Below are 13530 nucleotides of genomic sequence, written 5' to 3' on the forward strand. Positions count from 1 at the left end.
TTCACGCTTCACCGACCAGCCTCCATTCAATCTTTTCTTCTTTGCTCGTCAACACATCCGGCAACAGGAAACGGCGCTGGCGATAACTGACTGCCAGGGTCGGCATGGTCCGGCCTTTCTCGAAACGTTGCGGTTTGTTCTCGCCCACGTAGCTGCCACCGCCAGCGACGCGGTAGGCATGCCAGTAACCGGTATGGGTGCAGGGTTCGCCGGTGTTGCAGGCAGGCCTTTCATCGGGGTCGATCTTCACGAAGTCCGGGGAGCCGGGCATGGGCCGGCCGGTGAGGGGGTCGAGCATCCTGGCCTTGGCCAATTGATGAATCAACGCTTCGCTGGGCTTCTCAGGTGGGATATTGGCCAGGCGCTCTTCGACCCACTTTAGCTTGCCATTCCATGCCGGTAGCGGCGCGGGGGGGAGCGGGACGATTTCGTTGATTTCGGGGACTTTGGGGTTGGCGTATGAATAGCCCGAGAGAAGTTTCCAGATTTTGTAATAACGCTCTGCCCGTTCGGGGTCTTTTTCTTGGTCAAGGTAATCTAACTGGTTGGTAGGTTGCGGGTCACGAAATCCATCACCCAGCCAGCCGGCAGCGGCTTCATTGCCTGCAGCTACGCCCATCTGGAATGCTTCGAGTGCCTCCCCGTACTGTTTTCTGTTTTTTAAATGGACTGCCAGATCGACGGCCGCAGCACCATTCCCCTGCTCGGCTGCGCAACGCCGCATTTGCCGTGCAACATCCGGAGCAATGTCAATCGGCGCCAGCTTGCCTGCGACTAAAGCTTGAGCGAGCGCACTCCCCTCATCAGCTGCCTTGCGGTAGTACTGCAACGCCTGTTCGTGATCTTTTTTTAATCCCGCAGAGCCGTGCTGCAATAAAATCCCGACGAAGTAGTATCCCGAGGCCACTCCCGCATCAATCAGTTGCTGACTCATGCGAAGCTGTTCTTCACTTCGCAGTTTGAACGTGCCGCGTATTGCCCCATTTTGCAAATTGATCGTTGCCTTGTGGTGATCATTCTCACTGGAAATGCGGTACAAACGCTCAACCTCTGCGTTAACTTTCTCATCCTGTTTGAGCAAGTTGTTCTTTTGCAACCAGCGCGCGTACTGGAACAGTACGTTGGACTCGCTAGAGGCCTCAGGAATATTTTCGTGCACACAGCTAAAGGCAAGATTGGCTGCTGTTTTCGTCAAAGGTTTCAAGGTGGCTTCCTTGGTAGAGAGGGTGTGGCTGCTATCGCACGCGACCAGCAATAGGCATGACAGCATCAAGAACTGGCGCATCAGTCGAGATCCGATAGGTTTTTTTGTCGTAATAGAACTCGACGAGGGGGGCATATGGGGAGTGCTTGTCTGCCTGACGGGTTTTGTTCTCATTGATAATCTTTTGCCAAGCCCGGTACGCTTCTTCAGGATCATCCTGCGCCCCCAACTTGCCCGTATGCATTCGCCACAACCGCTGCCTCATCGCTCGCGTCACACTCACCCACTCATGAATGATGTTCAGCTCGCTATCCACCTGCATGCTGCGGGTATTGATGTTCGCCGAGCCGTGGGTGGTGAATACGTCGTCGACGATCATCAACTTGGAGTGGATGTACACCGGCATCCAGGCGACGCCCTCCGCGGTGTCGGGAGCGACCAGCGAACACACGTGTACTTTCAGGCTGGACAGCTCCGGAAGCTCCCCAAAGCTTTCTCCCTTGATGGCCTTTATCTGTTCTTTAAGCTCGGCTTTGCGCCTGGCGTTCTCCGCTTCTTTCGTCCACCGTTCTTGCTGGGCCCGGGAACCGTAATCGGTCCCGGCCAATGGGTCGGTGAGGCTCAACAGCATCGCCAGAGCCTGCCCCTCCAGGCGTTCGCCGAACTCGGTTTCCAGCGCTGCCGCGTCGGCCTTGGCCTGTTTGATGCGTTGCAATTTGGTGATTTCGGGGATGGTATGACCCTTGCCCACGCTTTCGAGCATGCGGTAGGTGTTGAGGGTGCCGGAGCCAATGCCGTCTGCGGTGGCATTGGTGATCACGAACAGGTGCAGGTCACCGTGAACGGCGGGGTCGCGACCGCCGCGGACCATGGCAGCCGCGTGTTCCTTGATCTGCTCGGCCAGCGGCGGCCAGCGGAAATACTGGTTCTCGATGTAGATGAACTGGCTGGCATTGTTGACGGCTTGCAGGTAGGCCTGCTCAATATCGCGTTTGCCTTCCTGGGCCTGGGTGCGCACGATCTGGGCGATCTGGTGGGTGGTGCCCGGGGCGCATTGCAGTTGCGGCCCGACCACTTTGGCCTGGCGCAGATCGAGCAGGTTCTCGCCGGTTTCCTTCAGCCAGGCCTTGGCGAAGTTGTGGTGCAGGTGTTCCAGGATCGGCCCGCTGACCCGGCTGGAAATATCCTGGCGTGGGGTATCGCCCCGTGGGCCCAGGTTGGGGGCGGGCTTTTTGTCCTTGTAACGGTTGCGTCCCGAGTGGTCGTTGGTGTCCCAGTACTCGTCGAGCATGTTGTGGCCCATGACGAAACCGACGGCGCGGTCCGGCCGTTCGTAATCGACCAGGACGGTCTTTTGATGGTGGGTCGCCGCGGCCGTCAGGATAAATTGCGTGGTGGCGCTGACTTTGGGGTCGAGGCTTTTATAGCGGGCCTGGTGGGCGATTTCCGCCCGTTCAAACAGGCTGAACCCTCGGCTGACAAAAACGCAAATACCGCGAGCGGCCTGAAGTCCGGCGGCCATGTAGTCGGCCACCGCATGGTTGACGAACCACTGGCGGTCGAAAGCGTATTGCTCCTCGGTGGAGCTCTGCATTTTACGATCACCGATGCTCACCATGCCTTTGCCTGGCAGATTGGCTTCGTCGGCGAAACCTGCACTGTTGAACGGCATTTCCCAGCCCAGTATCCGCACCTTGACCCCTTCACGAGCCTTCGCGACGAGGAGATCACCGATGCACGGCGATATCCCGTCGCGGATGAAATACATCGACGGCTGAAATCCCCAGCAGATGATGTCGACCGATTCCCTGGCCTGGGCAATGGCCAGATGCACGGCGCGAAACGCTTCCTCGCCGTTGATCAGCGGCTCATAGGTGGCCATGGCGGGTGGGTATTCGGTATCACGTACGTACCAGGGCGGCGTGCAGGTCACCTCCTGGGCATGCTGGAGTGCGACCGGAAATACAGCTTCATACTGGCTCATGATGGTTTCCCTTGCTCATTCGCTTGCATGGCCTTGCCGTACAAGGCGCGGTGGTCCGTGTGTGAGTTGGGTTGATGGATCTCGTCGTGCGCTTGAGAGGCGTGATTACGCAGGCCTTGACTGGCCATTTGCGCCTGTTCGGCATTGCGGTACTCGCCTGGCACCGGGATCTTGAACGCCACACCGCTGGCCATGACCAACCGATAGGCATGCGTGACCACCTGGTGGTCGATTTCCAGTTGCCCGGAATCGTCCAACACCCCTCGCTTGAGTTCGGCACCGTCGGCGTACAGCGTGTAGGGCATGCCGGCCCAGGATTGTTGATGGGTATTGGCCGCTTGCGAGAGGTTGAACCGCAGCGGTTGCCTGGACGGATTGGCCGGGTAGTCCGGGTGCGCGGCGGTCATGCTGGCGGGGCCTGAGTAGGCGTAATGCGCCGACTTGACGTTGTAGTCTCCCGCTGTGCCCGACTCGATGCCAGACCGCTCCAGGGTGAGGTAACTACCACCGCCGTTCAGGATGATTTTTTTCTTCGCGGTGATGCGCACTTCATCTTCCGTGCTGCTGATGTCCAGACCATGCCTTGCCAGCACTTGCAACTTGTCGTTCTGCGCCTGGATGCTCACCGCGCCCTGGTTGGCGATCAGCTTGATGCCCAACTTGCGCACGAACAAACTCAAGCCCTGGCCCACGCCGATGAACAGGCGCTTGACCACGCTGATGTCCGCTTCGCCGCCGGCGTTGAGCATCAGGTTGTCCTGCGCGGCCAGTTGCAGGTGCTGGCCGCTGGTGAGTGCGATGCCCTGTGGGGCGCTGAGCAGCAACACCGAGGATTTCAGTTGTTCCAGGTCCTGGCGCAGCAGCTGCAATTGCGCCGCCACATCCGCAGGTTCGGCGTGGGCGGCCTGGGCGTCGGTGGAGAGTTTTTGCAGTTGTTGGCCGGCCTGTTGCAGGCGGTTCACCGCAGCGCTCATGTCGAGGACCGGGCCTTGGGCCTTGCCCTGCGCATCCGCACTGATGAACACCCCCTTACCCGCCCGCACACAGCCCCAATCATCGGTCCTCAGCTCAAACCCTTCGCCGCGCTTTTTCTGCTGCGCATCCACCAGATGCCCCAAATTCAGCTGGCTCTTGCCGCCATACTCGGTGCTTAGCTTGACGTGCTCCTGGCCCCGGCTGTCGTCCATGCGCAGCTTGTTGTTGGCCGGGGTGCGCAGCACGTTGCGCTTGTAGTTGCGGGCGTTGAGGGTGACGTGATCGGGGTGTTCGCTGTCGTGCAGGGCGTGGGCGATGTAGGGGCGGTCGGGGTCGCCCTGTTCGAAGGCGATCGCCACTTCGGTGCCGCAGATCAGCGGCAGGTGCAGGCCGTGGGTGTCGCCGGCGTAGGGCCGGGCCAGGCGCAGCCAGGCGCTTTCGCGGCCGAGTGGCCAGGTGTCGCGGTCGAACAGGAAGTTGACCTTGTAGCGGCCTTCCTTGTCGATTTCGGCATAGCGGTCGTGGGCCAGGCCGCTGGTGACGCGGGCGGGCACGGTGCCGGCGATCTGCGGTTTGGGTAACAACGGCGGGCGGAAACACAGCTCTTCGCTGTAGGGCATGGCCTGGAACTGGCAGACAAACGCGCCATCGCGGCTGGCCCGGGTGCTGACGGCAATGACCGCGCAGCTCGGGTTGAAGGCTTGCGGGGCGCCGTCGCTGATGGACAGCACCTGGCCCGGCGCCAGGGTCGGACTGTTGCTGGTGCCACTGAGGTGTGTCTGCTCGTTGAGGTAACGCTCGTGGCGCAGGCGCGCGAAGAAGTAGCCGCTTTCACCGAGCTGTTTTTCGTGGCGCTCGTAAGGGTCGCCCAGCGCCCGGTAGGGTTCGGCGTAATGGTAGGCCTCGCCGTAGGTGCCGCGTGCGCCACGGGAGTGATCGACCTCGGCATCGAGCCGCGCCTTGGCGTCGCGGTGCTGATAGGTGCGCACGTTGACGTGTTGTTCCACCACCCGGTGGCGGGTTTGCAGGGCCCACACGCCGACCTCGTCGCTGCCCAACCCCGCTGGCGGGCGGTGCGGCAACTGCACGTCGAACTGGTAACCGCACTGGTTGTCGCAGAACTCCACCACATCGAAGCGCAGGCGCTCGTTGCTGACGAAGCGGTACCAGATGCCGACCTCGGCCAGCAGGCGGTTGATGAACGTCAGGTCGCTCTCGCCGTATTGCATGACCTGTTCGCGCCGGGGGTATTCACGCTTGAGGCGAAACAGGAATTCATGGCCGCGCATGTCGTGACGGCTGCGCAGGATGCTCTCGACGATTTCCGGCACCGACTTATGTTGGTAGATGCGGTATTGCCGGCCGAGGCCCAGCAGTTGCAGGCGCGGTTGCAGGGTGATTTCGTAGCGCGCTTCGTCTTTGGAGGCGGACAGGCGCTGGAAACCGGTGATCACCCCTTGCAGGGTGCGCAACGGTTCGATGGTCAGCGTTTCCCAGGGCATCACCGCGATCGGTATGGCATGCAGGCTGAAGCCGGCGTCCTGGCCGAGCAGTTGCTGGGCGGCCAGGTCCTGCTCGGTGCTGGTGAATTCGATGTGGTAGCAAAAGGGTTGGCTGAGGCGCTCTTCGCCGTGGAAGGCCAGTACGTCGAGGGAGGGTTCAAGGTCGCGTACCCAGAGTTTGTGGCGGCTGTGGTCGAAGAAAATCGGGGGTGCATTCATGCTCAAGCCTCCCTGGCCTGGATGGAGTGGCGGGGAGGTTTTTATCCACCCGCGTTGGATGCGGGTCAGTGTTCTAGAGGCTGAAAATTGTGGAAATAGGACGGTTCTGATAGGCGCGTAGGATGCGTCCAAATGTTATGGCGCCGGGTCTGTAGGAAGTTTCCAGATTTTGGAAGCCTCTGAAAACGCAGCTTTACTGTAGGAGCAGCCGGTCGACGCTGGAAGGCTTGCGATGGTGGTTCGGGCGCCTCGGGGTGTCAGGCTTCCCGCGTGATCGTTGGCGACCATCGTCGGAACGCCGCCCGGAGCAAACTCGCTCCTACAGGAGGATCAGGCACCGCGGGGTGTCAGGTGGTCGGTGTCATCGTTGACGCCATCGCGACGGTTCGACGCCTCGACGTGCTCGCTCCTACAGGGTTGCGGAGCGTCATCGTCCACGACCATCGTGGTGGGTCGACACCTGCACACCAATTGCGGGCCAAAGAAAAACCCCCTGGGAGGTTGAGTCCCAGGGGTTTTGTCTGTCCGCCGTGTAAGAAAGCGGCTTACACGTTGAAACGGAAGTGCATCACGTCGCCGTCCTTGACGATGTAATCCTTGCCTTCCAGGCGCCATTTACCGGCTTCCTTGGCACCGGCTTCACCCTTGAACTGGATGAAGTCGTTGTAGGCGATCACTTCGGCGCGGATGAAGCCTTTTTCGAAGTCGGTGTGGATTACGCCGGCAGCTTGCGGTGCGGTGGCACCGACGCGCACGGTCCAGGCGCGGACTTCTTCTACACCGGCGGTGAAGTAGGTCTGCAGGTGGAGCATTTCGTAGCCGGCGCGGATCACGCGGTTCAGGCCAGGTTCTTCCAGGCCCAGGGCTTCGAGGAACATGTCTTTCTCTTCGCCGTCATCGAGCTCGGCGATTTCCGCTTCGATCTTGTTGCAGACCGGAACAACCACGGCGCCTTCTTCTTCGGCAATGGCCTTGACCACGTCCAGGTGCGGGTTGTTTTCGAAGCCGTCTTCAGCAACGTTGGCGATGTACATGACAGGCTTGGTGGTCAGCAGGTGGAAGCCCTTGATCACGAGCTTCTCGTCGCTGCCCATGTTCTTCATCAGGCTGCGCGCCGGCTTGCCTTCGGTGAAGTGAGCGATCAATTGCTCCAGCAGACCTTTCTGGACCACGGCGTCCTTGTCGCCACCCTTGGCATTGCGCGCGACTTTCTGCAGTTGCTTCTCGCAGCTGTCGAGGTCGGCGAAGATCAGTTCCAGATCGATGATCTCGATGTCGCGTTTCGGGTCGACGCTGTTGGAGACGTGAATCACGTTCTCGTCTTCGAAGCAGCGGACCACGTGGGCGATGGCATCGGTCTCGCGGATGTTGGCCAGGAACTTGTTGCCCAGGCCTTCACCTTTCGACGCGCCCGCCACCAGGCCTGCGATGTCGACGAATTCCATGGTGGTCGGCAGGATGCGTTTTGGGTTGACGATGGCGGCCAGGGCGTCCAGACGCGAATCCGGCATCGGCACGATACCGCTGTTCGGCTCGATGGTGCAGAAGGGGAAGTTCTCGGCCGCGATCCCGGATTTGGTCAGCGCGTTGAACAGGGTGGACTTGCCGACGTTAGGCAGGCCGACGATGCCGCAATTGAATCCCATGGTGTTTCCCCCTCGGATTAGAGTCAGGCCTTCTGGCTGTGCAGGTTTTTCATCGCGCGGTTCCATTCACCGGCGAGGATATCCGGCAGCACGCCGAGGGCGAAGTCGATGCTGGCATCGAGTTTTTCCTGTTCGGCGCGAGGCGCGCGACCCAGGACGAAATTTGAAACCATACTGGCTACGCCCGGGTGGCCAATGCCAAGCCGCAAGCGGTAGAAGGTATTCTGATTACCCAATTGCGCAATGATGTCGCGCAACCCGTTGTGACCGCCGTGACCGCCGCCCTGTTTAAGCTTGGCAACGCCCGGAGGCAGGTCGAGTTCGTCATGCGCCACCAGGATTTCTTCGGGCTTGATGCGGAAGAAACCGGCGAGTGCCGCCACGGCCTGGCCGCTGCGGTTCATGTAGGTGGTGGGAATCAGCAGACGAACATCCTGACCCTGGTGCGAATAGCGCCCGGTCAGGCCGAAATATTTGCGATCGGCGCCAAGGTTGACACCTTGTGCGTTCGCGATGCGCTCAACAAAAAGGGCCCCTGCGTTATGCCGGGTCTGTTCGTATTCAGCGCCTGGATTTCCCAGGCCAACGATCAGTTTGATGGCAGTCACGATAGGGGCCCTTCCTTGAAGTGGTGGATAACATCGCCGCCGGTGCAAGTGGCGGACGAAAAATGCTCATTTACCATGAATGTAAACTCCGCGTTCCCGCCCGCTTTCTCGCTACGTTCCAGTCCGCGATGTTTCCGTCACTCCGGCGTACAGAGTGAAATTACTCTGCAGCGCCTTCTTCGGTAGCTTCTGGAGCAACACGTGGAGCGTGGACGTTGGCAACAGCCTTGTCATCGCCGTGTGCCAGAGCAACGAACTCAACGCCTTTAGGGGCTTTGAGGTCGGACAGGTGAATGATCGAACCGACTTCGGCCTTAGCCAGGTCGACTTCGATGAATTCAGGCAGGTCCTTGGCTTCGCAGGAAACTTCGATCTCGTTCAGAACGTGAGAGATTTCGCCGCCTTTCTTGACCGGAGCTTCTTCGTTGATGAAGTGAACCGGTACTTTTGCAGTCAGTTTCTGGCCAGCAACAACGCGCACGAAGTCAGCGTGCATGATGAATTGCTTGGCTGGATGACGTTGCATGGCTTTAACGATGACGTTTTGCTTTTTGCCGTCAACGTTCAGCTCGATAACGTGGCTGTAGGCCGCTTCGTTTTCGAACAGCTTGGCCATTTCCTTGGCCACGATGGTCAGGGATTCAGCAGGCTTGTCACCACCGTATACAACGGCCGGGATGTTCAGAGCGTGACGCAGGCGGCGGCTCGCACCTTTCCCCAGGTCAGTACGCGCTTGAGCGTTCAGAGTAAAGTCAGTCATTTTGTATCTCCAAAATAGCCATCACCGGTTGGCGTTTGCGACCAGCGCCAGACACGGTATGGGCAAAAAAGCCCCGCCCCGGCAGGTGATGCCGGGGCGGGGCGCTTTTCGTCAACAGGGTGTTCGAGAAGGGCAGGGCCCTTAGCGGAACATCGCGCTGATCGATTCTTCATTGCTGATGCGGCGGACCGCTTCGGCAACAACCGGTGCGATATCCAGTTGGCGGATACGCGCACAGGCTTGTGCAGCTGCGGACAACGGGATGGTGTTGGTCACCACCAGTTCGTCCAGCACGGAATTTTCAATGTTCTCGATCGCCCGACCCGACAGCACAGGGTGCGTGCAATAGGCGAAAACCTTGGCAGCGCCATGCTCTTTCAAAGCCTTGGCCGCATGGCACAGGGTGCCGGCGGTGTCGACCATGTCATCGACCAGGATGCAGGTACGCCCTTCGACATCACCGATGATATGCATCACTTCGGAGTGATTGGCTTTCTCACGGCGTTTGTCGATGATCCCGAGATCCACGCCCAGGGATTTGGCAACGGCACGTGCACGCACGACGCCACCAATGTCCGGGGACACGATCATCAGGTTTTCGAAGCGCTGATCTTCAATGTCATCCACCAGTACCGGGGAGCCGTAGATGTTATCTACCGGAATATCGAAGAAACCCTGGATCTGGTCAGCGTGCAGGTCAACCGTGAGAACACGGTCGATGCCAACGACGGTCAGCATGTCAGCCACGACTTTCGCGCTGATAGCCACACGTGCGGAACGCGGACGGCGATCCTGACGGGCATAACCAAAGTAAGGAATAACAGCAGTGATACGAGTAGCCGAGGAGCGGCGGAAGGCATCAGCCATCACGACCAGTTCCATCAGGTTATCGTTGGTCGGAGCGCAGGTCGGCTGAATAATGAAGACGTCTTTACCGCGGACATTTTCATTGATCTCGGCAGTAATTTCACCGTCGGAAAACTTACCGACAGAGATGTCACCGAGAGGGATATGCAGCTGACGTACGACACGCCGAGCCAGATCGGGGTTAGCGTTCCCCGTAAAGACCATCATCTTGGACACGCGCAGTACCTGAAGGCTGAGGGTATACCTGGATGAGTATAGGAAAATGGCAGGGGCGGCTGGATTCGAACCAACGCATGGCAGGATCAAAACCTGCTGCCTTACCGCTTGGCGACGCCCCTGTATCTGTTGCAACGAGTACCCAGTACTCGGTTCCTTTAGAGCAGACTTTGCAGCTTGCGATGCAACATCGAAACGTTGCTTCCTTTTGCTACAAACCCTGTAAGGGTCTCTGTAAGAAGGGCCGAGACTTTATCAGCTTCAGCTTTGCTTGGGAAGCCCCCAAACACACAACTTCCAGTTCCGGTGAGTTTTGCTTCGGTAAATTTACCTAACAAATTCAATGCGTTACGAACATCTGGATAACGCCTTGCTACCACCGGTAAGCAGTCATTTCGACTGTTTCCCTTGGGAACGGGGCGCACTTTAATGGGAGGAGAGTTACGTGTCAACAGTGGATCTGAAAAAATTTCTGCTGTACTTACAGATACTTGCGGCACAAGCACGAGATACCACGGTTCCTCGGGGTCTACCGGGGTGAGTTTCTCGCCCACGCCCTCGGCGAAAGCCGCGTGGCCACGCACGAAAACCGGGACGTCAGCCCCCAGCGACAGGCCCAGTGCGGCCAGGCGATCTTCATCCCACCCCAGTTGCCAGAGGTGATTGAGACCCAGCAAAGTCGTCGCGGCGTTTGAACTGCCGCCACCAATACCGCCGCCCATGGGCAGGATTTTTTCGATCCAGATGTCGATCCCCAGAGTGCAACCGGATTGCTCCTGGAGTTTTTTCGCCGCCCGAACGATCAGGTTGCTGTCGTGAGGTACGCCTTCGAATTCGGTGTGCAGTTGAATCACGCCGTCGTCGCGTACGGCAAAAGTGATTTCATCGCCGTAATCGAGAAACTGAAAAATCGTCTGCAACTCGTGATAGCCGTCTTCACGACGGCCGAGGATATGCAACATCAGGTTGAGCTTGGCCGGGGAGGGCAGGGTCAGGCGTGGGACCGTCATGATTTCACTGCCCCAGCTTGCGAGGTTGCCATTCCTTGATCACCAATGTGACATCAAGGTCGGCGCCGTGCAGTTTGATCCGCTCGGGCAGCCAGTAGCCGTTCTGTTCGCTATAGCTAAGGTATTCGACCTGCCAGCCATCCTGATCCAGCTTGGCCAGGCGGCTGTCGGTGTCCAGCGTCAGGCGACTCTTGCTGTCCGGTGCCGGAAGCCCGCGTACCCACCAGTTCAAGTGTGACACCGGCAGGTTCCAACCCAGTTGTTCTTCGAGCAGCACTTCCGGGGTCGGCGCTTCATAGCGCCCCTGGTTGGCGACCTCCAGCGAAACCTTGCCCGGCGAGCCAGTCAAGCGCGCTGCGCCGCGACCCAGTGGGCCGGACAGGCGGATATCGTAGTAATCCTGGCGTTGCAGCCAGAACAACGTGCCGCTACCCGAATCCTTCGGCGCGCGAATGCCGATCTTGCCGTTGATCTGCCAGCCATCGATGCCGGCCAATTGCGCCTTGTGCTCGCGCCATTGGGCCTGGTCGCCCTGGCCCTGGACCGATTCACGGGCGCCGAAGCCCGCGCAACCGGCGAGCAGGGCGATGAAGCTGAATACGATGAGGTGGCGCAAAAACATAATCTTAAAGAGTCTCTGATCCGGTCAGGCGCTTGATGGTGTCGCGCAGGATGGGGCTGTCGGGTTGTTCGGTAAGGAACTTGCTCCAGATTTGCCGGGCTTCTCGCTGCTTGCCGTTGGCCCACAGGACTTCACCCAGGTGAGCGGCGACTTCCTGGTCGGGGAAGCGCTCCAGCGCCTTGCGCAACAAGGCTTCGGCTTCGTCGAGGTTGCCCATGCGGAAATTCACCCAGCCGAGGCTGTCGAGTACCGCCGGGTCTTCCGGATTGATCTGGTGTGCCTGTTCGATCAGCGCCTTGGCTTCGACATAACGTGTCGTACGATCGGACAAGGTGTAGCCGAGGGCGTTCAGTGCCATCGCGTTGTCCGGGTCGCGCTTGATGATCAGGCGCAGGTCTTTCTCCATCTGCGCCAGGTCATTGCGTTTTTCCGCCTGCATGGCGCGGGTGTACAGCAAGTTCGGATCGTCCGGGTATTGCTGCAACGCCTTGGCCAGCACACCCCAGGCCTTGTCTTCCTGTTTATTGGCGGACAGGGTCTCGGCTTCGATCAGGTAAAGCTGGATCGCGTAATCCGGCTGTTCATCTCGTTCGGCCGCTAGCCGTCTTTGCGCTTCGGCGGTCTTGCCGTTGTTCATCATGATGTCGGCCTGACGCAGTTGCGCCGGCAGGTAATCGTTGCCCGGGCCAACCTGGGCGTACTCGATCAGTGCGCCCTGGGGGTCGTTACGCTCTTCAGCGATACGGCCAAGGTTCAGGTGCGCCGAGTCGACGTGGCTTTCCCGGGCAATCAGGTCTTCCAGGTAACCCTTGGCCTCGTCCCATGCCTTGGCTTCCAGGCAGACCAGCGCAAGGGAGTAACGCAGTTCGTCGTCTTCCGGGTATTGCTGGACCAGGCTCGAGAACTCGACCTTGGCGTCGTCCATGCGATCCTGTTCGACCAGCATGCGCGCATAAGTCAGGCGCAGGCGTTTGTCGTCCGGGTACTGCTTGATGCTTTTTCTGAGCAGGGGCAGCGCTTCATCACCGCGACCGAGGACTTGCAACAAGCGTGCGCGCAAGAGGATCGGCGCGATCTCACCTTCTTCCGGCGGGTTATCTTCCAGCAGGGTCAATGCACCCTTATTGTCGCCGTCCTGCTGCATCAGCAGTGCCTTGCCAAAAATCAGTTGGCTGTTGTTCGGATGACGCTGCAACAATCGGTCGAAACTTTTCATCAGGCCGTTGCGGGTTTCCTGATCGGTATCCGCCGCAGACAGGGCAAGGAAGTCGAAATGCGTATCGCCCTTGCCTTGCAGGACTTTCTCCATATAGACCATGGAGTCGTCATAGCGTCCTGCGCGCGCCAGTTGCACGGCGGCAGCCCGCTGGGCCTCAAGATCGTCCGGCGCGTTTTTCGCCCAGATCAAAGCGGTGTCCAGAGCTGCCTGGTCGGCGCCCAGGTACTCGGCGATGCGAAAGGCACGCTCGGAGATGCCCGGGTCCTGGGTATTGATGGCCTGGGTCACATAGTTGTCCAGGGCAATGTCGAAACGATTGCGCTGGCCAGCCAGTTCGGCGCTCAGCAGGCTGAAGACGGTTTCTTCGCTGAATGAGCTGTAGACCTTGGGTTTTTCAGGGGCCGGAGTGCTGTCTTCGACCGGCGGCGTACCGTCCGACGAAACGGGTGCCATGGCCTGGCAGCCGCTGAGGAAGACAAAAGCTAGGAGCAACGCGGAAGATCTATTCATATAGGAAGAGGACGACTAACCTGCGGTCGGGCCATCATGACACAAGCCATCTTGCAAACATAACCGCCCGACCATTTTCCCGTTTGCCCTCGTCATGGCGGGTGAGAATGAGGTGTAAACGAGAAGCGCTCGCAAGCCGGGGTCGCGCCTACCGGGTCAATAGAAATCGGGTAGTTGTTCTCGGTGTG

At 59.3% G+C, this 13530-nt stretch carries 10 protein-coding genes and 1 tRNA gene; all 11 read right to left on the reverse strand.

Features of this window, described 5'->3' with window-relative positions:
- Position 1: 1 nt before the first annotated feature.
- Positions 2–1285 (reverse strand): SEL1-like repeat protein, encoded by a 1284-nt coding sequence (locus tag AB4N33_RS26160; protein WP_476458543.1) that lies wholly within the window; start codon positions 1283–1285, stop codon positions 2–4.
- Positions 1236–3188 carry a phospholipase D-like domain-containing protein gene (locus AB4N33_RS26165; protein WP_476458544.1) on the reverse strand — a complete coding sequence of 651 codons (1953 nt, stop codon included), beginning with the start codon at positions 3186–3188 and terminating at the stop codon, positions 1236–1238. The genes AB4N33_RS26160 and AB4N33_RS26165 overlap by 50 nt, the downstream gene beginning before the upstream one ends.
- Complete coding sequence (locus tag AB4N33_RS26170) at positions 3185–5884, reverse strand: type VI secretion system Vgr family protein (RefSeq protein WP_476458545.1); 2700 nt, start codon at positions 5882–5884, stop codon at positions 3185–3187. The genes AB4N33_RS26165 and AB4N33_RS26170 overlap by 4 nt, the downstream gene beginning before the upstream one ends.
- 545 nt (positions 5885–6429) lie before the next feature.
- Entirely contained in the window at positions 6430–7530 is a 1101-nt protein-coding gene (gene ychF, locus AB4N33_RS26175) for a redox-regulated ATPase YchF (RefSeq protein WP_476458546.1), read from the reverse strand.
- A gap of 23 nt (positions 7531–7553) precedes the next feature.
- The gene (gene pth / locus AB4N33_RS26180) at positions 7554–8138 is read right to left on the reverse strand and encodes an aminoacyl-tRNA hydrolase (protein WP_476458547.1); all 585 of its coding nucleotides are present in this window, start codon (positions 8136–8138) and stop codon (positions 7554–7556) included.
- Positions 8139–8298: 160 nt separating this feature from the next.
- On the reverse strand, positions 8299–8898 hold the full coding sequence (locus AB4N33_RS26185; RefSeq protein WP_460120907.1) for a 50S ribosomal protein L25/general stress protein Ctc: 600 nt from the start codon (positions 8896–8898) through the stop codon (positions 8299–8301).
- 141 nt (positions 8899–9039) lie between these two features.
- Complete coding sequence (locus tag AB4N33_RS26190; protein WP_003171603.1) at positions 9040–9981, reverse strand: ribose-phosphate pyrophosphokinase; 942 nt, start codon at positions 9979–9981, stop codon at positions 9040–9042.
- A gap of 47 nt (positions 9982–10028) precedes the next feature.
- Positions 10029–10103: transfer RNA gene (locus tag AB4N33_RS26195), tRNA-Gln, on the reverse strand.
- Between the two features lie 36 nt (positions 10104–10139).
- Positions 10140–10991: a 4-(cytidine 5'-diphospho)-2-C-methyl-D-erythritol kinase gene (ispE, locus tag AB4N33_RS26200; protein ID WP_460120910.1), complete on the reverse strand. Its 852-nt coding sequence runs from the start codon at positions 10989–10991 to the stop codon at positions 10140–10142.
- A 4-nt stretch (positions 10992–10995) separates the two neighbouring features.
- Complete coding sequence (lolB, locus tag AB4N33_RS26205; protein WP_460120912.1) at positions 10996–11613, reverse strand: lipoprotein insertase outer membrane protein LolB; 618 nt, start codon at positions 11611–11613, stop codon at positions 10996–10998.
- A 4-nt stretch (positions 11614–11617) separates the two neighbouring features.
- Complete coding sequence (locus tag AB4N33_RS26210) at positions 11618–13342, reverse strand: tetratricopeptide repeat protein (RefSeq protein WP_460120914.1); 1725 nt, start codon at positions 13340–13342, stop codon at positions 11618–11620.
- Between the last annotated feature and the right edge of the window lie 188 nt (positions 13343–13530).

Source organism: Pseudomonas sp. S1_E05 (genome assembly GCF_056337105.1).